We start from the raw sequence: 20228 nt of genomic DNA on the forward strand, positions 1-20228 counted from the left end.
TTGGATCTCGCAACGATCTCGAAATTTTCAGAACAGGCCTTCGATCTGGCCGGCCTCGTTGAGGAAGATCTTTTCCGAGGACGGCGCCTTGGGCAGGCCGGGCATGGTCATGACCTCACCGCAGATGACGACGACGAAGCCGGCGCCCGCCGAAAGCCTGACCTCGCGTACCGGCACGGTGTGCCCGGTCGGCGCGCCGCGCAGGTTCGGGTCGGTCGAGAAGGAATATTGGGTCTTGGCCATGCAGACCGGCAGGTGCCCGTAGCCGGCCTGCTCCCAGGCATGCAGCTGGTCGCGCACCGACTTGTCGGCGATCGCCTCGTCGCCGCGATAGATGCGCTGGACGATGGTGTTGATCTTCTCGAACAGCGGCATTGCGTCGGGATAGAGCGGCGCGAACTGCGAGGCGCCGGATTCGGCGATCTCGACGACCTTGCGCGCCAACTCCTCAATGCCGGCAGAGCCATTGGCCCAATGCTTGCACAGGATCGCCTCGGCGCCGAGCGAGGCGACGAAATCCTTCATCGCCTGGATTTCCACCTCGGTATCGGTGGTGAAATGATTGATCGCCACGATCGCAGGCACGCCGAACTGTTTCACATTCTCGATGTGGCGGCCCAGATTGAGGCAGCCCTTCTTGACTGCCTCGATGTTTTCCTTGCCGAGGTCTTCCTTCTTGACGCCGCCATTCATCTTCATGGCGCGCACGGTGGCGACGATGACGGCAGCCGCCGGCTTCAAACCCGCCTTGCGGCACTTGATGTCGAAGAATTTTTCGGCTCCGAGGTCGGCGCCGAAGCCGGCTTCGGTGACGACGTAGTCGGCGAGCTTCAGCGCCGTGGTGGTGGCGACCACCGAGTTGCAGCCATGGGCGATGTTGGCGAACGGACCGCCATGGACGAAGGCCGGGTTGTTTTCCAGCGTCTGCACCAGGTTTGGCTGCATGGCGTCCTTCAGCAGCACCGCCATGGCGCCGTCGGCCTTGAGGTCGCGGGCATAGACCGGCGTCTTGTCGCGGCGGTAGGCGACGATGATGTCGCCAAGGCGCTTTTCCAGATCCTTGAGGTCGGTGGAAAGGCACAGGATAGCCATGACTTCCGAGGCGACGGTGATGTCGAAGCCGGCCTCGCGCGGATAACCGTTGGCGACGCCGCCGAGCGAGCAGATGATTTCGCGCAGCGCCCGGTCGTTCATGTCCATGACGCGGCGCCAGGCGACGCGGCGGGTGTCGATGCCGAGCTCATTGCCCCAGTAGATGTGGTTGTCGATCAGCGCTGACAGAAGGTTGTGCGCCGTGGTGATGGCGTGGAAGTCGCCGGTGAAGTGGAGGTTCATGTCCTCCATCGGCACGACCTGCGCGTAGCCGCCGCCGGCAGCACCGCCCTTGACGCCGAAATTCGGGCCGAGCGAAGCCTCGCGGATGCAGACGATCGCCTTCTTGCCGATGCGGTTCAGACCGTCACCAAGGCCGACGGTGGTGGTCGTCTTGCCTTCGCCGGCCGGCGTCGGGTTGATGGCGGTGACGAGGATCAGCTTGCCGTCCTTGTTGCCCTTCACCGATTTGATGAATTCGGCCGAAATCTTCGCCTTGTCGTGGCCGTAGGGCAAAAGGTGCTCGGTCGGGATGCCGATCTTGGCGCCGATCTCCTGGATTTGCTTTTTCTTGGCGCCGCGCGCGATCTCGATGTCGGACTTCACTTCGGCCATGACGGCTTTCCTTCGGATTGGACGGTGGAGGGGACGGGTTTGATCTCACTCGCAGGCATGTTGAACCCGGGCGCGGGCATGTTCTAACCCTGTCGCTCCCGCGGCGTCAACTTGCATGCAACTATGTTTCCTATGAAGAAAGTGTCTCCGCGGCCGGCCGACCTGTCGCCGGTTCTTCCTGGCTCCGTTGCCGCGCCGTATAGAAGCCAGAGGACGCGACGTTCCGCCGTCTCAAAACAGCCGCCCAATGCACGGAATGCGACAGAGGCGACGGCGCAAATTCGCCATCGCTCGCCGGGAAAGCTGTAGACGCTACTGAGTCAGGACGTTGCTGATCTCGACCATGTTGGAGCGCACGCGAAGCACGTAGAAACCCATCGTCGTCAGGTGCGTCGGCATGATCCAGCCATCCTCGCGGCCATTGGCGATGATGAAGGGCTGGATGCGCAGCGCCGAGACGAATTGCGCATCCATCGTGTCCCACAGATTGCCGAGATGCTTTTCCTTGATGACGTCCTCGAAGTCGGCCTGGGCGCCTTTCATCAGGCCGTAATAGGCATAGAGCTGGCCATAGGCGAACCAGAAGCGGTCATCGGCGCGGAAGTCGAACCAACCATTGTTGTGGTTTTCGGCGCGCTCCTTGAGGATCGCGGAGGTGGAACCGATGTCGGAGGAGATGCGGTCGATATACTGCTTCAGATTGTCGGCGCGGGCATCGAACGTCGCCTGGCAGATGCCGAGGCGGGCGTTGAAGGAGCGCAGCTTGGTGACGGCATCGCGATAATAGCTCGGCGTCGGCGTCTTGGGGCCGAACGGGTTGATGCCGAAATACCAGGTCTCCTCGTCGAACTGCAGATTGCCGCGCGCATCCTGCAGGTCGCCGTCGATCTGCGATGTGGTGCGAACACGGCCGAGATTGTCGGCAAGCTCGGTGGCGGTACGCCGCACCGCCTGGTTGATGCCGCGCTGGAACGAGGCCTTGTTGTCCATGAACGGCGTGTTGTCCCAGTCGATGCCGAACAGGCCGAGTTTGTAGAGGATCATCGACGAGATCCAGGCATTCTGGTTGACGTTGAAGTCCGTCAGGTCGGCCGCCACCTGGGCGATGCCCGAATTGCCGCAGGTCTTGGCGGTGTCGGTGCCGGCGCCGGCGGCGACCTGTTCGCCGGCGGAAATGTTGCGGTTCTCGAAGGTGTATTTGTCGACGTAGTTGGGATCGAACTTGTTCCACCACTGGGTGGCGTAGAAGAAATTGGCGTAGAGGCCGATCAATACCAGAAGCGCGAGGCCGACCACAGCCTTCAGGATCCAGCCGCGCTGCGTATACCAGCGCCCAGCCCAGAGGAACGGCCACAGGATCGCGCCGATGACGAGGCCGATGCCGCGGCCGATCCATTGGAAGATGCGGGTGAAGAAATTCACGATCGGATCAAGCATGGCTCTCGTTCACCCCTCAGTCAGTCAGGCCGTAAAGGCGCGTGCGAAACGCCACTTTGTCTTTCAAATATGTGGTTTTCAGAACGTCCACAACATGCGACCGCCAGGCGTCGCTGTAGCCGTCATAGTCCTTGTAGAAGCCCGGCTTGTTGAAGACGTAACGCGAGACAAAGTCCTGCGGCACGAAATCCGAGATCAGCTGGTTGGTCAGCCAGGCGTCGGGATGGTCGGGCTTGCCACGCACGACCAGGAAGCGCTGTTGCGGAAACACATCCTCGATCTTGAGATGGCCGAGCTGGGCGATCTCACGCTTGGCGGCGTTGAGAAAGGGGAAATTGCCGTCCTTGGTGATCAGATCGGCATGGCCATGGATCCAGGTCTGCAGCCAGACCTTGTCGACCTCGGTCAAATTGCGGTTCGGCTCTGTGTCGCGGATGAGAGAGCGCACCACCATCTCGGCGCGATGCTCGAGATAGCCCGAGCTTTCGACCCATGACGCGCGCGGCAATTCGATGCGGCCGGTGCTGGCCAGGAACTTGAACACCTTGTCGGCATCGTTGATCGAGAGATAGCTGACCTGCCAGGGCCGCGAACGGCGAAAGCCGGGGGCGGCCGGGTCGCCGATGACGGTGGTCATATCAGGATCGACGAAGACGTAGACGCCGCCGAAATGGCTGGTCCAGTAGGCGTTGTGGCGGAAGATCACCTGGTCGGGCACCAGCGCATTCTCACGGATATCGCCGCAGACCTTCGCCAGCTCCACCATACGGCTCAGCATGGTGTTGTCGCGCCAGGCATCGGGCTCCTGCTTCAGCCGGTCGACCAGCTTGCCGAGTTCGGCGGCCTTGCCCAGCACGTCCTCGGCCGAAAGCACCCGGAACTCGACCTGGCTGATCGACAGCAGATCCTCGATGTCGTTGACCAGGGGAACGGAATCCTCGATCTCGCCGTAGATGACATCCTTGATGGTCAGCGCATCGATGGCGCGCTGGTTCTTGGACATGAACTCGAACATCAGCTGCGAGGTGTTGGAAAAGGCGGTGTGCACCACCGGCAGATCGATCTGCGAAGGCGTCAGGATGATGAAGCGGCGGTTGACCTCATTGGGGTCGAGATAATCGTAATCGCCGCATTCCTCGGCCACTTCGGGCGAGAAGCCGGTGCGGTCGATCTGGAAGCTCTTCAGCTTGGTGGGCTTGAGGCCGAAGGCAACAAGCGCCTTGTTGTAGCGCTGGATGAGGTGCGACTCGTCGACGGTGAGCAAGCGGCCGTAGATCAGCTCATTGTCGCGGAGAAGGTCGGGTTTTTTGGCGTGGCTCATGCAGAACGTTCCGAGCGGCGTTGCCTGTTGTGGCGAAGCGCCAACGCTGACGCCTCCCTCTCCCCGTTCTTCACGGGGAGAGGGTAAGGGTGAGGGGCAGCGCTAGCATTCAAGGACATGTCTCCCCATGGCCTTTGGCGTCAATAAATCGAAGATCATTGGTCCGGATGTCCCGATCGAGGCGCTGTTCGATAGCTGCCAGTAGGGTCGGAGCGATCTCTGGTCCACGCATGCGCCGCCCCTCACCCTTGCCCTCGCCGCGTGAAGGACGGGGAGAGGGGGGCGTCAGCGTTAGCGCCAAGCCTTTCAGCACCCGCGGGCAGCGAAGGAAGTTCACGCATTCCAGAGCCCCTTCTTCTTCATCTCCTCCATCTCGCGCCCCGCCCGTTCGCGCAGGCGTGCGTCGCGCAGCAGCTTCTCCACCGCGGCGTCGTCGGATTTGTCGGAATAGCGGAACTCCGAGTCGGCGTAGCGGTTGATCTCCTGCATGACCATGTCCATCGAGAACGGCCCCCGCAGTTCCTCGATCATGGCCTTCTTTTCGTCGTAGCCCTTGTGCATGAAGACTTCCGGCTTCTCGAACCAGTCGTCGGGCAGCTCGATGTCCATGGCGCGCATCTTGATGGCGTCGGTGACGTTCTTGATGGCTCGGCCGGTGAAGCGCGGCTCGGCATCCTTGATCAGGTGCAGATAAGTGCCGATGTCGGCCATCGATTTCGGCGCGCCATTCTCCTTCATGTAGCGCTCATAGACCTTCATCAGCCCGTCTTCCTGAGGCTTCTCGTGCTCCTCATAGGCTTCGGTCACCGCGCGCTGGATCTCCTGCGCGGCGTAGAGCTTGTGGTCGCCGAGTGGGATCTTGTGGTTCTTGCCGGCAAGCAGGACGAAGATGTCGATATAGTCGTCGCGGCTCTGTGGGCCGTCGACCAGCCAGCGGGCCCCGGCGCGCTGGCGCAGCGCATCGTCGACATTTTCGGGATAGTTGGAAAACATGCCGAACGAGCAATTGCCGCGCACCACCGTGCCGGCGCCGGCAAAGGCGTCCATCAAGACGCCGGTGATTTCCTGTTGGCCGGCCGAGGCGCGGTCGTCGGAGCGGCGGGCCGCCACCTGGTCGATGTCGTCGACGGTGCCGAAACCGATGACGCGTGGGTTCAAGACATTGTTGATGAACTGGCGGCAATTCTGGCCAGATTTGCCCTGGTAGGACGAGATCTGGTCGACGCCGAAATTCTCATAGGCGAAGGGATAGCCGGCAACCTGACAATAATTGTTGACGAGGCCGGCGATCATCTGGATCAGCGTCGTCTTGCCGGTGCCCGGCGCGCCGTCGCCGATGAAGGTGAAGAGGAAGCCCCCGAGTTCGACGAACGGGTTCAACTCGCGCTCGAAATCGTAGGCCATCAGCATCTTGGCGAGCTTGACCGACTGGTATTTGGCAATGTGGTTGCCGACGACCTCTTCCGGCTTCTTGAAGGTCATCACCAGCGGCTTGGAGCGCTTGCCGGGCGCGACGTCGAAGCCGTCGAGGGTGAAATCGTCGGCGTCGATGCGGATATGGGCGTTCTCGAACGGGCCGATGCCGTCGAAGCGGCCTTTACGGGCCAAGAGCCCGTCAATGGCAACACGGGCGAAAGCACGCGCCCGGGTCGTCAGGTCGCCATCGTCCTTCGACCCGGTGATCGCCTTGTCCAACCCAGCCACGATCGACTTCACCGCGTCCTGCGGCGTGTCGAACAGGAAGTCGGGTTCGGGGATATCGTTGGGCGCCTCGCCATCGCTGTCGATCAGCTGGAACAGATAGGAGGCAAGGCTGAAGGCCGAAACGTAAGCAGAGGCTGACAGAAGCTTCTTGAAGGTCGCGGCTTCATCGCCTTCGAGCGGTGCGCGGGTGTTCTTGGCCTGCAGGCTTTCAAGGTCGGAGCCTTCGGCGAAGACATCGGAAATGGCGAGCGCAATCGCCAGGCCGCGGCGGGCGCGAAACAAAAGCGTGTGCTGCGGGATGCTCATCAACTGGTCGTCGGGATGGATCGCGGCGACGGTCTTGGTAAGCTCGACCTCGCGGGTACGGCGCACCGAGCCGACCGAGACTGTCGAGACAAAGCGGCGATTGGTGCCGGCAAGCGCGGTGCCGGATTCGCGTGAAGGATCCTCCAGCACGACGACGCGAGTGATGAAGCTTTGCGCGGTTGCGCGGTGCTTTTCGATAGCCGCTTCCGGAATGGTGGTCAGGCCGGTGTCCATGAAGGATGCTCCGCGATGTGACGGTCAGACATCTGAAATCACCTGCCCATTTGACAGGATGTGAACCTTGTAGCCGGAAAAGATCTTTTGAGCTTCGCCGGCGGCGTAGAGTGCTTGATAGGCTTCGTGCGAGATCAGGGCGTGGTTCTCGTAGCTCGACACACCCTGGCGCGCGGCTTCGAGATCGTCGGTGTTGATAAAGAATTCCTGCGTGGTCTTCTCGCTCGAAAACAGGCCCTTGCGGCCGGGTTTCTCGCCCTTGGAGTAGACCTCCTGGATGGTCCAGGTGAGCAGCCAGGCATTTTCCGGTTTGCGCACCTTGGCCAGCACCTCGGTCACGGTCGAATTGTTGTCCGTAATGCCTGCGGAATAAAAGGGGCCGAGCACGACGCGGCGCAGCTGCTTAGGGTGCAGCGGCTCGAAATCCTTGTCGAGATTGACCGCAATCGTTGCGGGCGAAAGCGTGTAGGCGGAATTCTTCTCGGTGAAATCGTCGAAGCGATGGGCGAGTTCGGGGTTGAGCAGGCCGTCCACCGGCAGCGGGATGTCGACCCGTTCATTGAGCTTGCCGCTGCTGTCAACGAGCTGCCGGATCATGCTTTCGGAGGAATCCTCCACCGTCACCATGTAGACCAGCGGCAGGTTGGCGCTGCCGTCGAAGCTCGCCCAGTGCACGAGGTAATAGGGGCGCCCGGTCTTTGGATTGACCGAGACCTTGGCCGTCTGCGCCAGCGAGAACGGGCCAAAAGTCTGTTCGCTCTTGACGTCCTCGAGATAGAGCCGCTCGGCCATCGACTTCTGCAGCGCTTCGGGGAATTCCTTGTGGCGCAGGATGAAGTCGGCCATTTCCTCGCGCAATTCGCCGGCCAGCGGAATGTTGGCCAGCCGCGCCTCGGCCTGGCGGCGGTCGTTTTCCAGTTCGAGCAGGTTCTGGAAGACGGGATAGCCGCTGTCGGCGCGCGAAATGCGGAACGTGTCCATGAAGCCGAGCCGGTTGCGCCAGCAGGAAAACGATTTGTCCAGCCGGGCAATGTATTCGGCGACAATCTTGGCGACGATGCCGTGCCGGTAAAGCGGCGAGCGGTCGTCGCGCATGAACACTTCGAGGCCGCTGAGTGCCGCCGTGATGGCGGAAAAATAGCGCGCCGCCGCTTCGTTTTCGGGAGTCATGCCGGTGTGCCCGCGTGCAGCCGCTCCTTACGACTGCACGTAGTTGGCCGAATTGTGCTTCTTCATCACGTCGTCGAAACGGCGGGCGAAGGCGTCGTCGGCGAGCTTCTTGCGGCGCTGGATGTCGGAGCTGGCGACCATGTTCTTCTCGTGCATTTCGAGGAGATCGCCGATGTGCTTTTGCGAGGCGGCGCCAATGCCGGCCATGGTCTCTTCGGCGGTGTTGTCAACCTGGCTGCCCAGCGTGTTGATCTTGTGGGCGACATCCTGCTGGGCGGCGGTCTTCAAGGAATCTTCCAGTGCCTTGTAGAGCACGATGCGCTGCTCGGTATCGATGGTCAGCTTGTTGATCAGCGTCGACTGCGCTGCGATCTGATTGTTGAGCGAATCGACGAAGGTCTGGAACATCGAGGTGTAGCGTTCCAGCGTCTGGCTCTCGGCCAGAAGCTCCTGCTCCTTGGCTTGCTTTTCATTGTATTCGGTCGCCAGTTTCGAGCGCTCGCCCTCAAGCTGCGTGCGCTCCTTCTGACTGGTAGAAGCGGCGATCTTGTTTTCGATGTCGAGCAGCAGCGGATTGACCTCCTCGATGCGCTTCTGCACCGCCTCGAGGTTGGTCATGGTGACCTTGCGGCGCTCGATCACCTGCGACAGGCTGTTTTCCGAGGTCTTGTAGCGCTGGTCGAGGACCTCTTTCTGCGCTTTCAGGATGCCGACGATGGTGTCGGACTTGACCAGAAGCTCCTGCAGATTGCCGGCCAGCGACATGTTGCGGACGCGGTCGGTGCGCATGCGCTGCTTGCGTTGCGCCGAGAAGACGCCGACGAAGCTTTCCCAGCCGGTGTAGTTCTTCATGCTCTCGAATTCGGTGCCGAAGACGTTGGTGGCGTCTTCCAGCCCGATGATCAGGTCGGCAATGTTGCCTTCCATCACCTTCTGCTGCTTCAGCACGTCCTCGATGCGGGCATTCTCGATGTCGAAATTGGCGTCGCCGATCTTCTTGTCGGCGGTGGCCAGCGTATCAAGCACCGTGCCCGACTGCTCGATCTTGGAGCGCATGTCCTGCACGACCTGCCTGGTCTTGGCAATTTCGGCATCGAAATTCTGCAATGTCGCCATAGGGGCCTCCCGCTTCGGCTTCCGGTCGCTGGCTGCGAACAGCGGCGAATATATGTGGGGTATCAGGGGATTGAAAGACGCAAGACAAGACCCGCCCCGAAAACAAAAACATACGCGGTCGTCTTGAAAGGCAATGAAGGCGGGGTCATGGCGTGATTAACCAGCCGGCCAAGTATTGTTCAACCGTCATTGAACTTTGGCGTCTGCGAAGCAGTCGATCTCGGACAGTGTAGGTGTCCGAATTCGATAGAGGGCCCAATGAGTTGCAAGCGCGAGATCACGCTACGCATCGCGCCCGTTCAAGGCTTCGGATCGGCCTTCAGATAGGCGATGACGTTGGCGATGTCCTCGTCGCTGCTCAGGCCGGAGAAGCCCATCCTGTTGCCGGGTACTTTCAGCTTGGGAGCGCCAAGATAGGCTTTGAGGTTGGCTTCGTCCCAGACGAGGCCGGCCGCGCCGGCGTCCTTCATGGCCTGCGAATAGTTGAAATTCTGGGCGGTGCCGGCGGTGCGGCCGACGATACCGAGGAGATGCGGGCCGACCTTGTCGCGGTCGCTTGCCGCCTCGTGGCAGGCCATGCAGCGGTAGAACACTTTCTTGCCAAGTGCTGCATCGCCGTCGGCCTGCGCGGCGAGGATACCGGCCAAGTAAATGACAAGGGCTGATGAAATGGCTCGAAGCATGGCGGTTCCCGGCTGGCTCTGGCTGAGGGCAAAATAGGCTGCAGGCCTTAACAAACGCAGTATGGCGGCTGGATAGCGGACCGGCTCAATCCGTGCGCGGGATCGCCGCAACCGCCTGCTTGACCTGCTTTTCAATCGCCGCCGACGAATGGTTATCGCGCACGAAAGCGCGGCCGATCTCCGCCATCTCGGCGGCCGCTTGCGGGCGTGTCGCGAGATCGATGATTTTCGATGCCAACTTGCCGGCATCGTCGCTGGACAGGAAATGCCTGCCCGCCTGCAGCCCAAGCCCTTCGACGGCCTTTTCGGTGGCGGCGACGACAAGGCCCGCCGCCATCGCCTCCAGCACCTTGATGCGGGTTCCGCCGCCGAAGCGCAGCGGGATCGGCGCATAGCCGGCACGCCCAAGCAATTCCGGCAGATGCGGTGGGTTCTCGATCAACCGCAGACCATGCCTGGTGCATAGACCGCGCACGACATCGCGCGGGTTTCTGCCGGCGACGGTGATCGACCAGGGCCGGCCGGAGGCGGCGAGGCACGGCGCCATCGCGCGGCCGATCTGCTTGACGGCGTCGATGTTGGGGAAATAGCCGAGATGCCCGATGAAGCACAGGCTGAGCTCACTGAAGCGCTCGGCAGAAATTGGCAGAATGGGGTTGGCGACGAGCCTGACGTCGTTGACGGGGCCGAGAGCGGACAGAAGCGCTTCGTCGGCCCGCGAACAAACCCAGACCTGGTCGGCCAGGGCAGCCGCACACCTGTCGGCTTCGCGCGCCTCTGCCTTCCTTCGCCTGTTTTGGCGCCAGTCTCGAATTTGCTGCCACAGCGTCAGGCCGGCGATCCGGTCGGACACCGTCCGGGAATCAATGTTGTGCTGGTCAAGGACGGTGCGCGCGCGATGCTTCGGCGCCAGCGTCAGCAGCTGCGAAAGCACGATCTCCTCGATTACCACGAGATCGGGCGCGAATTCCCTCCAGATGGCGTCGGCCTCGGCCAGCTCGTCGTCCGGCATCATATGCACGGTCGGGTGCGGGCCGCGCCTGCCCCAGGGCGCCCTGCCGCGCGCTGCCTCAATGATCCGGTGACGGATGTTCGGCGGTGTGGAGGGCGCCGGGGCGCCAGTCAGGCTTACCGTCAGGACCTCGCCCATCGATGCCAAAGCGCGTGCATTGGCGGCGTTCCGGATCTCTCCGCCGGAGACCGGCGGAAACGGGCAATCAACTGTGAACTGCAGAATTTTCATGTTGTCCCGGCCGTTCAGCCTCTGGTGAAGCCAATGAAATCGTCGGGCGCGGCGCGGCCCATTTCCTCTTCCCAGTGGCGGCGGCAGAGCGAGACATAGACGTCCTTGCCGATCGCCACCTGTTCGCCTTGTCTGGCCACCTTGCCGTCAGCGCCGAGACGCACGACCATCGTCGCCTTGCGGCCGCAGCGGCAGATGGTGCGCACTTCGCGCAGATCGTCGGCGATGGCCAGAAGCGCTCGCGAACCGGAAAACAGATTGCCCTGGAAGTCGGTGCGCAGGCCGTAGCACATCACCGGGATGTTCAGCCGGTCGGCGATACGGGCGAGCTGCCAGACCTGCTCTTCCTCGAGAAATTGCGCCTCGTCGACAAAGATGCAATGCACCGTCGTATGTTCGTGATGCTCGGCGACGCGAGCGTAGAGATCGTCGCCGTCGCGGAACATCTCGGCCTCCGTCTCCAGGCCGATGCGCGACGAGATCAGCCCGGTATCGCCCTTTCTGTAGTGGCCGGCGACGAACAGCATCGTCGTCATACCGCGTTCGCGATAATTGTAGGACGCCTGCAGCAGCATTGTCGTTTTGCCGGCATTCATCGTCGCATAGTGGAAGTAGAGCTTGGCCATGCCGTCCTTTTAAGCCGAGTTGGCGCGGCGCGGGGAGAGGGCACCGCTGCATTTCATGGGAAAAGCCATCTGCAATTGAAAAAGCGGCGGGCGTGTCGCTGTTTGGCCAGTCCGCGCCGTTGATCGTGATTGTCTTAGCGCTTGAAACCACACCAGAATGGTGTTTGGCTGACGAAACAAGGCGGGCAGAGAAACCGTAACTACGCTTCGCCAAAGAATCACAATGGGAGACTGCCAATGTCGCGTATGAACACCTTCGTCGCCGGCCTCGGCCTGGCGACTTTTCTGTCCACGAGCGCTGCACTTGCCGGCGATCCGGAGAGCTGCAAGGCGGTGCGCCTTTCCGATGTCGGCTGGACCGACATCCAGGCAACCACCGGCGTCGCTTCGGTGCTGCTCACCGCGCTCGGTTACGAGCCGCAGACGATCCAGCTGTCGGTGCCGGTGACCATGGCGTCGCTGAAAAACAAGGATCTCGACGTCTTCCTCGGCAACTGGATGCCGTCGATGACCAACGAGATCAAGGACTACACCGCCGATGGGTCGGTCGAGACGATCGGCACCAACCTGACCGGCGCCGGCTACGGCATCGTCGTACCGACCTATGTCGCGGAGGCCGGCGTCAAGTCGCTGACCGACATCGGCAAGTTCAAGGACAAGTTCAACGGCAAAATCTATGGCATCGAGGCGGGCAATGACGGCAACCGCATCATCCTCGACATGATCAAGAACCCGAAGGACAATCTCGAAGGCTTCGAGCTGGTCGAGTCCTCGGAAGCCGGCATGCTGACGCAGGCCGAGCAGTCGATCAAGAACAATGAGTGGATCGCGTTCCTCGGCTGGACGCCGCATCCGGTGATGGGCGCCATGAAGCTCACCTATCTCGACGGCATGGGCGACAGCGGCTTCGGCGCCGCCACCGTCTACACCAATGTGCGCAAGGGCTACACCACCGAATGCCCGAATGCCGGCAAGTTCATCGCCAACCTGAAGTTCAACCTGGACATGGAAGGCGAGATGATGGACGCGATCCTGAAGGGGGGCGACGCCAACACGGTCGCAGCCGACTGGCTGAAGAAGCACCCTGACGCGATTGCGCCGTGGATTGCCGGCGTCACCACCTTCGATGGCGGCGATGCGGCAGCGGCGGTCAAGACCGCGCTCGGAAGCTGAGCCGACTGAATTCGGCAAAGCCGAACCAGGAAGGGCAGCCAATCTAGAAAGGGCTGCCCTTTTTCATATCCTGTGAGAAGATGACCTAACGACAGCGGAGGCCGGAAGCAGGCGGTCTCTCGCATGAGAGGGGCGATATGGATCCGATTTCGAAATTCATGGTCGATCACAAAATACCGATCGGCGCCTGGGGAAAGGCGTTCTTCGGTTTCCTCACCGACAATTTCGACACTGTGTTCAGGGCTTTTTCGAACGGCCTCAATTTCCTGCTCGACGGGCTGGTTGGCATCCTTTTGATGGTGCCGCCGGTGCTGCTGGCGCTGATCATCGCCATCATCGCCTGGCTGCTGCAGCGCTCGCGCCCGTTGGCCATAGGCGTCTTTCTCGGCCTGATCTTCATCATCAACCAGAACCTCTGGAAGCAGACGGTGCAGACGCTGGTGCTGGTCGTGGCGGCCGCCGCCATGGCGATGGCCATCGGCGTGCCGCTCGGCATCTGGGCCGCGCACAAGCCGAAGGTCTACCGCATCATGCTGCCGGTGCTCGACTTGATGCAGACGCTGCCGACCTTCGTCTACCTGATCCCGGTCCTGACCCTGTTCGGTCTCGGCAACGCGCCCGGCCTCATCGTCACCATCATCTTCGTCATCCCGACTGCGGTCCGGCTCACCCATCTCGGCGTCGTCTCGGTGCCGAAGTCGATCATCGAGGCAGGCGAGGCGTTCGGCGCCACCAAACAGCAATTGCTTTGGAAGGTCGAGCTGCCCTCGGCCTTGCCGACCATCATGGCCGGGCTGACGCAATCGATCATGCTGTCGCTTTCGATGGTGGTGTTTGCAGCACTGATCGGCGCCGGCGGCCTCGGCACTGAAATCAACCGCGCGCTCGGCTCGCGCCGCATCGATCTCGGGCTCGAGGCGGGCCTGGCGATTGTCGTACTCGCCATCGTGCTCGACCGAATGACGCGTATCGGCGTTGGAGGCAAGAAATGACCGTCGCCGTCGATTTCAAAAATGTCGATATCGTCTTCGGGTCCGACCAGGCCGGTTCGCTGGCGCTGATCGATGGCGGCGCCACGCGCGCCGAAATCCTCGAAAAGACCGGCAATGTGCTGGGTTGCGCCGGCGCCAGCCTGACCGTCCATGAGGGCGAAATCTCGGTGCTGATGGGCCTGTCCGGCTCGGGCAAGTCGACGCTGTTGCGGGCAGTCAACCGGCTGAATGTGGTGTCGCGCGGCCAGGTGCTGGTCAAGGACGGCGACAATATCGTCGATGTCGTGACCTGCGATCAGGCGACGCTGCGGCGGCTGCGCCAGAAGCAGGTGGCGATGGTGTTCCAGCAGTTCGGCCTGCTGCCTTGGCGTACGGTGGAGGAGAATGTCGGCCTCGGCCTCGAACTCGCCGGCGTGCCGGAGCAAGAGCGCAAGGAGCGCGTGCAACGCCAGCTGAAACTGGTCAATCTCGACCAGTGGTCGAAGAAATACGCGCATGAGCTGTCCGGCGGCATGCAGCAGCGCGTCGGCCTGGCCCGTGCCTTCGCCACCGAGGCGCCGATCCTGCTGATGGACGAGCCGTTCTCGGCGCTCGATCCGCTGATCCGCACCAAGCTGCAGGACGAATTGCTGCAGCTGCAGGCGGAGCTGAAGAAGACCATCATCTTCGTCAGCCATGATCTGGAAGAGGCGCTGAAGATCGGCACCCACATCACCATCATGGAGGGCGGTCGCATCGTGCAGACCGGGGCGCCGGAAGACATCGTGCTCAAGCCCGCCAATGACTATGTCCGTGACTTCATCGCCAATGTGAATCCGTTGTCGGTGCTGACCGCCTGGAACGTCATGCGCGACAGCCGCGACCTCGAGCACGGCGATAATGGCTGGGTGTGGCTCGACCGGCGCAAGACGACGCGCTTCAAGATCGACGAGCACGGGCTGGTGGCGGCGGCGGAACGCGACGGCAAACCGGCGGTATGGGTTTCATGCGCCGATGTCGAGGCGCAGCCGGAGGAGACGGCGCAAGTGTTCTGGGCCAACCCCGGGACCTCGCTGAAGACGGTGATGCTGGCCATGCACCGCTCGCAGACGGCACCCGTGGCGCTGTTCGACGACCAGTCGCGCTTTGTCGGCGCGATCGGGATACGCGATGTGCTGAGCGCGGTGTTGCGGCGCTAGATCATGATGAGATTTGGTTGAAATCTCATCATGATCTAACCCTTTGTTGGAGCATGATCTTTTCCAAAAACCGGTACCCACTTTTTGGGATCATGCTCTAAGCCAGACCGATGCGCGTGGCGCCGAGCTTGAACAGGGCTGTGGCATCCCGGTCGAAGCGGAAGGTGTGGATGAAGTCGTCCGCACGGTAGTCCGGAAGCGTCTTGCGGATGGCGGCGGCGAAAGTTTTCGCCTCGTCCAGTCGCCCCGCCAGCGCCAGGCAGTGAGCGGCGATCGACAGGATGATGACATGGGCGTTGGGGCGGGCAGCCGCTTTCAGCGCCCATTCGGCTGCCTCGTCGAACTGGCCGAGGCGGACATGCGCCATGGCGCGTGCGCCCAGCATGCCGAACAGCATCGGGTCGAACGGCGACAGATGGCGCGAATGATCCGACGATCCGATCGCCGCGTGCGGGTCGCCCGACTGCGAATGCACGAAGGACAGCGCATAGTGGCCAAGCGCGAAGTTCGGGCTGAGGTCGACGGCTCTTTGCAGTTCGAGCACGGACGCGTCACCCTCGCCGCGCAGCCACAGCGCCCGGCCCATCGCCCAGTGCGCGGCGGGATTATGATCGTCGACCAAAACGCTCTGGCCGGCCGCCTCAAAGGCAAGCGCGCTGTCCTGGTCGCGGTCGCCCCAGCGCTGGAAGGCGCTCTGCCAATGGGTGAAGGACAGGCCGGCATAGGCGCGGGTAAAGGTCGGATCCTGCTGCAGTGCGATGCCGAAGAAATGCCTGGCCTGCTCGTTTTCGCTGCGGGTGAAGCGATACATATGCCAGAGTCCTCGATGGTAGGCCTCCCAGGCATTGAGCGAATTGGGCGCCTTCAGCATGGCGCGGTTGCGCTCGACCATCTCTATCTCGGATGAGATAGAGGCCACGATGCTGTTGCCGATATCGTCGAGGACAATGAAGATGTCCTCGGCCTTGCGCTCGAAGGTCTCGGCCCAGACGATCCTGGCCGTGCGAACCTCGACAAGCTCGACAGTGACGATCAGGCGACCCGTTGCGCTGCGCACCGTGCCGGTGGCGACATAGTCGACATTCAGCCTTCGGCCGGCATCTTCCGGCGCGATGTTCCTTTCCGCCAGGGCAAAGACCGAGCCCCGGGCGATGACAAAGAAGTCCCTGAGCTTGGCGAGGCGGGTAATGATGTCGTGGGTCAAGCCATCGGCCAGCCCGCCACGAACGCCGCTACCGGCGTCTTCGGCAAATGGCATCACGGCCAGCGAAGCCTTGTGCGGCGTCGCGGCTTCTGAACCGGCAAGCATGACTGACGCCTGGTTCGGCCCGGGCGGAGCTGCCGGTTGTGCCGGCAAAATCGCGCAGGGCCGTTCGCTGCGGATGGACAGCCACGCCTCGCGCACCGGGCCGAAATCCAGATCTTCCGACTGGAACAACTGCGCCGCAGCGGCAAGATGGTCTTCGCAGGCGCCGAACTGGCCGCGCCGCGCCAGCCTCACCAGGAGTGCGACATGGGCGCTGCTGTCGAACGGGGTCAGTTCCAGCCATTTTTCGAGATGGGCGGAGACGGCTTCGAAATCGGCCGGCAGCGTCTTGACCAAATGTTCCAGTATAGCAGCTTGGCAGGAACCGAAACGGCGGCGCTGCGCGGTCAGCCAGCTGTTGAAGAGAGGGCTGCGGTCGATCTCCAGCCCTTCGAGGAAGTCGCCGACGAACAGGTCGGAGAGCAACTGCAGTCGCGTCGGCTCGAGCGTTTCGATGCCTGCGGCAGCCGCCGCCGCGACATCCAGAACGTCGACTGAGATGCCGTCGAGGTCGAGCGCGATCGTATCGCCCGATGTTTCGATCCTGCGGCGGCCCGGTTCGTCGAGCGCGGCCCGCAGCTTGCTCAGGCACCAGCGAAGCTCACCCCTGGGATCATTTGGAACATCCCACAGCAACTCGCAGAGCTTGCCACGTCCGACCGGATGGGGCGCCAGCGCCAGATAGGCCAGCAGCGCGCGCAGCTTGCGCGATGCCTGCAAGACCACCGGGACGCCGTCGCGCGCAATCGTCGGCGGCCCAAACAGGCGCACGACAACACCTTGATGGCTGCTCGCCAGGCTCGATTCCACGCCAGATACCACGCCTGCTCCCACGCTGACCTGCCGGCCCCTGCTTTACCACCGAGCACGACAAAGTGCACCCGGCTCGCAAAATTTGTGCGCCGAATGTGGTGTTTGCCACACTGCCGCACGTCAAGGACCTGTAGTGCGGCAAGGTGTCGAAATCTCGCCGCCCAAACCGCCGGTGTGTAACCGGCCCGTGAGCAAGAACCAGGAGTCTACCATGTTGCATCAGCAGAAAATCAGAACCACGGCCGGCCGCGGCCGCCTGTTCGACAGCATCCTCGACACCATCGGCGACACGCCGGTCATCCGCGTCAATAATCTCGGACCGGCGCACGCCACCATCTACGTCAAGGCCGAGTTCTTCAATCCGGCGGCGTCGGTGAAGGACCGGCTGGCGCTCAACATCATCGAGGAAGGTGAACGCACCGGCGCGCTCAAGCCGGGACAGACCATCGTCGAGGCGACCAGCGGCAACACGGGCATCGGTCTTGCCATGGTCTGTGCGCAGAAGGGCTACAAGCTGGTGGTGACGATGGCCGACAGTTTCTCGGTCGAGCGCCGCAAGCTGATGCGGGTGCTGGGCGCCAAGGTGGTGCTGACGCCGCGCGCCGAGAAAGGCTTCGGCATGTACAAGAAGGCGGTGGAACTGGCCGAAGCCAATGGCTGGTTCCTGGCCCGCCAGTTCGAGACCAAGGCCAACGCCGACATCCATGAAGCAACCACGGGACGCGAGATCGTCAACGATTTCGCCGGCTCGCGGCTCGACTATTTCGTCACCGGCTACGGCACCGGCGGCACCGTCGCCGGCGTGGCGCGGGTGCTGCGCCGCGAGCGGCCTGAGACTCGGATCGTGCTCACCGAACCGGTTAATGCGCAGCTTGTCGGCAGCGGCAAGCCGCAGATGCGTGGCGCCGGCGGAGCGCCGGCCGCCAGCCATCCGGCTTTCGAACCGCACCCGATCCAGGGCTGGACGCCGGATTTCATTCCCAGCGTCCTGCAGGAGGCCATCGATGGCAACTTCTATGACGAGGTGATGCCGATCGCCGGGCCGGAGGGCATGAAATGGGCCAAGGCGCTGGCGCAGCAGGAAGGCATCTTCACCGGCATCTCCGGCGGTTCGGCTTTTGCCGTGGCGCGCCAGATCGCCGGCACGGCGCCGGCCGGATCGGTGATCCTGTGCATGCTTCCCGATACCGGTGAACGCTACATGACCACGCCTTTGTTCGACGCCATCGAGGCCGAGATGAATGCGGAAGAGCTCGCTCTGTCGCGCTCCACGCCCGGCTGCCAGTTCCCGGCATGATGACGCGGGAGCAATCTGCATGGACGCGATGCCTGGACACTCGGCTGCCAGTACCGAGGAAACGCTTGACCCCTCGGACTGGGCCGGTGTGCAAAGCCTGTCGCATCGGATCGTTGACGATGCCGTCGCTTACCTGCGCGATGTCAGGCAACGGCCGGTGTGGCAGGAGATGCCTGGCGATGTGAGGGACTTCTTCACCGCGTCTCTGCCGCAATCGCCAACGCTGCTTGTCGAGATCTATGGCGATGTCGTGGACAAGGTGATGCCCTATCCGATGGGCAACATCCATCCGCGCTTCTGGTCCTGGTATATGGGGTCGAGCAATTTTACCGGCGCGATCGGCGATTTCCTGGCGGCAATCCAGGGCTCCAATCTCGGAGGCGGCAATCATGCCGCCGCCCTGATGGACGGCCAGGTGGTCGACTGGTGCAAGCAGATGACCGGCATGCCGGCTTCGGCCAGCGGCACGCTGGTCAGCGGCGGTTCGATGGCCAACATCATCGGGCTGACCGTGGCGCGCAACACCAAGGCCGGCATCGACGTGCGCGAGCACGGCGTTGCCGCCATCGAAAAGCCGTTGCGTTTCTATGGCTCGGACCAGGTCCATTCCTGTCACCGCAAGGGGATGGAAGCGCTCGGCCTCGGCAACAAGGCGCTGCGGCGCATTGCCAGCGACGCCGGACTTCGCATCGACATCGAAGCTTTGCGGGCGGCGATATCGGAAGATCGCGCGGCCGGGTTCAAGCCGGCCTGCATCATCGGCAATGCCGGCACTGTCAACACCGGCGCCATCGACGATCTGCAGGCGCTGGCCAAGCTGGCGCATGAGGAGGACCTCTGGTTCCATGTCGACGGCTGCATCGGCGCGCTGATCGCGATCGCGCCCGAGAATGCGTATCGCGTCGCCGGCATCGAATGGGCCGATTCCATCGCGCTCGATCCGCACAAATGGCTGCATGCGCCGTTCGAGGCAGGCTGCGCGTTGGTCAGGGATGCCTCGGCGCATCGCAAGACCTTCGCGGTGACGCCGGAATATCTGGAATCGACACCGCGCGGGTTGGCCTCCGGCCAATGGCTGCACGACTATGGCCTGCAGACGACACGTGGCTTCAAGGCACTCAAAGTGTGGATGGCGTTGCGAGAACACGGCGTCGAAAAATTCGGCCGCCTGATCGACCAGAACATTGCGCAGGGGCAGTATCTCTCAGGGCTGATCGCGGCCGAACTAGCGCTCGAACTGACGGCGCCGACCAGCATCAACATCGTCTGCTTCCGCTATCGCGCGGATGGTCTCGATGGCGAGCGCGCGAAAGCGCTCAACACCGAGATCATGCTGAGGCTGCAGGAAGACGGAACCGCCGCCATTTCCGATACCACGGTGCAAGGCCGGCATTGCCTCAGGGTGGCGATCAACAACCACCGGACCCGGCGCGAGGATCTCGACCTTCTCGTCGCCGAAACGGTCCGCCTGGGCAACGAGATCGCTTCTGCCTGACCGGCCATGGGGTAGTTCTCAGCCGCTGGCGGCCTCCTTTAAATCGCCCTCCGTAGCGGGAAACGTCACGCCGGGAAGGTAAAATGTGATCGGCCGGATTTCGTAGACTGCCGAGGGATTCACGCTGCGCAAGTCGCGCGCAGCCGCAATCGCCGCCTCCTGCGTGGCGCAGTCGAGGACATAAAGACCCAGCAATTGTTCCTTGGTCTCGGCAAACGGCCCGTCGATGACGATGCCTTCGCCCGGACCGCGCAGCGTGACGGCGTCGGCGGTCGCGCCCAGTCTTGCCGCCGGCCCAAGCTTGCCTTCGCGGGTCAGCCTGGCGTTGACTTCGAGCAGGTCGTGCATCAGCGCCGCATCCTGCTGCGGCGTCAGGGACTGGATGGTCTGTTCGACGTGATAGGCCAGGATGGCGTAAAACATGCGG

The 20228-nt window shown here is 62.5% G+C and carries 16 protein-coding genes; 5 read left to right on the forward strand and 11 right to left on the reverse strand.

Features of this window, described 5'->3' with window-relative positions:
• Nucleotides 1-27 precede the first annotated feature (27 nt).
• The 9 genes from NKI31_RS05025 to NKI31_RS05065 form a co-directional block, all read right to left on the reverse strand.
• Nucleotides 28-1707, reverse strand: coding sequence for a formate--tetrahydrofolate ligase (locus NKI31_RS05025; protein ID WP_023683662.1), 1680 nt, complete (start codon nucleotides 1705-1707; stop codon nucleotides 28-30).
• Nucleotides 1708-2019: 312 nt separating this feature from the next.
• The gene (locus NKI31_RS05030; RefSeq protein ID WP_023705931.1) at nucleotides 2020-3144 is read right to left on the reverse strand and encodes a DUF2333 family protein; all 1125 of its coding nucleotides are present in this window, start codon (nucleotides 3142-3144) and stop codon (nucleotides 2020-2022) included.
• A gap of 16 nt (nucleotides 3145-3160) precedes the next feature.
• Nucleotides 3161-4465: a DUF6638 family protein gene (locus NKI31_RS05035; protein ID WP_023683664.1), complete on the reverse strand. Its 1305-nt coding sequence runs from the start codon at nucleotides 4463-4465 to the stop codon at nucleotides 3161-3163.
• Nucleotides 4466-4798: 333 nt separating this feature from the next.
• Nucleotides 4799-6709 (reverse strand): ATP-binding protein, encoded by a 1911-nt coding sequence (locus tag NKI31_RS05040; RefSeq protein ID WP_023695821.1) that lies wholly within the window; start codon nucleotides 6707-6709, stop codon nucleotides 4799-4801.
• 24 nt (nucleotides 6710-6733) lie between these two features.
• Nucleotides 6734-7879, reverse strand: coding sequence for a hypothetical protein (locus NKI31_RS05045; RefSeq protein ID WP_023751264.1), 1146 nt, complete (start codon nucleotides 7877-7879; stop codon nucleotides 6734-6736).
• 27 nt (nucleotides 7880-7906) lie between these two features.
• The gene (locus tag NKI31_RS05050) at nucleotides 7907-8995 is read right to left on the reverse strand and encodes a hypothetical protein (protein ID WP_023669990.1); all 1089 of its coding nucleotides are present in this window, start codon (nucleotides 8993-8995) and stop codon (nucleotides 7907-7909) included.
• A 299-nt stretch (nucleotides 8996-9294) separates the two neighbouring features.
• Nucleotides 9295-9678, reverse strand: a complete 384-nt coding sequence (locus NKI31_RS05055; protein ID WP_023737794.1) for a c-type cytochrome — start codon at nucleotides 9676-9678, stop codon at nucleotides 9295-9297.
• 85 nt (nucleotides 9679-9763) lie between these two features.
• Nucleotides 9764-10921: a glycosyltransferase gene (locus NKI31_RS05060; RefSeq protein WP_352650675.1), complete on the reverse strand. Its 1158-nt coding sequence runs from the start codon at nucleotides 10919-10921 to the stop codon at nucleotides 9764-9766.
• Nucleotides 10922-10935: 14 nt separating this feature from the next.
• Entirely contained in the window at nucleotides 10936-11547 is a 612-nt protein-coding gene (locus NKI31_RS05065; RefSeq protein WP_023669993.1) for a thymidine kinase, read from the reverse strand.
• 237 nt (nucleotides 11548-11784) lie between these two features.
• On the opposite strand from NKI31_RS05065, the gene NKI31_RS05070 reads away from it, so the two are divergent.
• The 3 genes from NKI31_RS05070 to choV all read left to right on the forward strand — a co-directional run bounded on the left by NKI31_RS05070 (nucleotide 11785) and on the right by choV (nucleotide 14890).
• On the forward strand, nucleotides 11785-12720 hold the full coding sequence (locus NKI31_RS05070; protein WP_352650676.1) for a choline ABC transporter substrate-binding protein: 936 nt from the start codon (nucleotides 11785-11787) through the stop codon (nucleotides 12718-12720).
• Between the two features lie 137 nt (nucleotides 12721-12857).
• Nucleotides 12858-13712, forward strand: coding sequence for a choline ABC transporter permease subunit (choW, locus tag NKI31_RS05075; RefSeq protein WP_023669995.1), 855 nt, complete (start codon nucleotides 12858-12860; stop codon nucleotides 13710-13712).
• The gene (choV, locus tag NKI31_RS05080) at nucleotides 13709-14890 is read left to right on the forward strand and encodes a choline ABC transporter ATP-binding protein (protein WP_023669996.1); all 1182 of its coding nucleotides are present in this window, start codon (nucleotides 13709-13711) and stop codon (nucleotides 14888-14890) included. Before choW ends, choV begins: the two co-directional genes overlap by 4 nt.
• Nucleotides 14891-14987: 97 nt before the next feature.
• Here choV and NKI31_RS05085 read toward each other — a convergent pair whose 3' ends face one another.
• The gene (locus NKI31_RS05085) at nucleotides 14988-17018 is read right to left on the reverse strand and encodes a transcriptional regulator (protein WP_352650678.1); all 2031 of its coding nucleotides are present in this window, start codon (nucleotides 17016-17018) and stop codon (nucleotides 14988-14990) included.
• Nucleotides 17019-17220: 202 nt separating this feature from the next.
• Between NKI31_RS05085 and NKI31_RS05090 the strand changes: the two genes are divergently transcribed.
• On the forward strand, nucleotides 17221-18306 hold the full coding sequence (locus tag NKI31_RS05090; protein WP_352650680.1) for a PLP-dependent cysteine synthase family protein: 1086 nt from the start codon (nucleotides 17221-17223) through the stop codon (nucleotides 18304-18306).
• Between the two features lie 19 nt (nucleotides 18307-18325).
• The gene (locus NKI31_RS05095; protein ID WP_352650682.1) at nucleotides 18326-19801 is read left to right on the forward strand and encodes a pyridoxal phosphate-dependent decarboxylase family protein; all 1476 of its coding nucleotides are present in this window, start codon (nucleotides 18326-18328) and stop codon (nucleotides 19799-19801) included.
• Nucleotides 19802-19819: 18 nt separating this feature from the next.
• Here the strand turns inward: NKI31_RS05095 and NKI31_RS05100 are convergent, their stop codons facing one another.
• Entirely contained in the window at nucleotides 19820-20224 is a 405-nt protein-coding gene (locus NKI31_RS05100; protein ID WP_352650683.1) for a YciI family protein, read from the reverse strand.
• Between the last annotated feature and the right edge of the window lie 4 nt (nucleotides 20225-20228).

This window comes from Mesorhizobium sp. M0659 (assembly GCF_040320605.1).
Classification (GTDB): domain Bacteria; phylum Pseudomonadota; class Alphaproteobacteria; order Rhizobiales; family Rhizobiaceae; genus Mesorhizobium.

Coding starts and splice junctions, on each gene's coding strand:
- NKI31_RS05025 (WP_023683662.1), bottom strand. CDS start 1,707: ATGGCCGAAGTGAAGTCCGACATCGAGATCGCGCGCGGCGCCAAGAAA.
- NKI31_RS05030 (WP_023705931.1), bottom strand. CDS start 3,144: ATGCTTGATCCGATCGTGAATTTCTTCACCCGCATCTTCCAATGGATC.
- NKI31_RS05035 (WP_023683664.1), bottom strand. CDS start 4,465: ATGAGCCACGCCAAAAAACCCGACCTTCTCCGCGACAATGAGCTGATC.
- NKI31_RS05040 (WP_023695821.1), bottom strand. CDS start 6,709: ATGGACACCGGCCTGACCACCATTCCGGAAGCGGCTATCGAAAAGCAC.
- NKI31_RS05045 (WP_023751264.1), bottom strand. CDS start 7,879: ATGACTCCCGAAAACGAAGCGGCGGCGCGCTATTTTTCCGCCATCACG.
- NKI31_RS05050 (WP_023669990.1), bottom strand. CDS start 8,995: ATGGCGACATTGCAGAATTTCGATGCCGAAATTGCCAAGACCAGGCAG.
- NKI31_RS05055 (WP_023737794.1), bottom strand. CDS start 9,678: ATGCTTCGAGCCATTTCATCAGCCCTTGTCATTTACTTGGCCGGTATC.
- NKI31_RS05060 (WP_352650675.1), bottom strand. CDS start 10,921: ATGAAAATTCTGCAGTTCACAGTTGATTGCCCGTTTCCGCCGGTCTCC.
- NKI31_RS05065 (WP_023669993.1), bottom strand. CDS start 11,547: ATGGCCAAGCTCTACTTCCACTATGCGACGATGAATGCCGGCAAAACG.
- NKI31_RS05070 (WP_352650676.1), top strand. CDS start 11,785: ATGTCGCGTATGAACACCTTCGTCGCCGGCCTCGGCCTGGCGACTTTT.
- choW (WP_023669995.1), top strand. CDS start 12,858: ATGGATCCGATTTCGAAATTCATGGTCGATCACAAAATACCGATCGGC.
- choV (WP_023669996.1), top strand. CDS start 13,709: ATGACCGTCGCCGTCGATTTCAAAAATGTCGATATCGTCTTCGGGTCC.
- NKI31_RS05090 (WP_352650680.1), top strand. CDS start 17,221: ATGTTGCATCAGCAGAAAATCAGAACCACGGCCGGCCGCGGCCGCCTG.
- NKI31_RS05095 (WP_352650682.1), top strand. CDS start 18,326: ATGGACGCGATGCCTGGACACTCGGCTGCCAGTACCGAGGAAACGCTT.
- NKI31_RS05100 (WP_352650683.1), bottom strand. CDS start 20,224: ATGTTTTACGCCATCCTGGCCTATCACGTCGAACAGACCATCCAGTCC.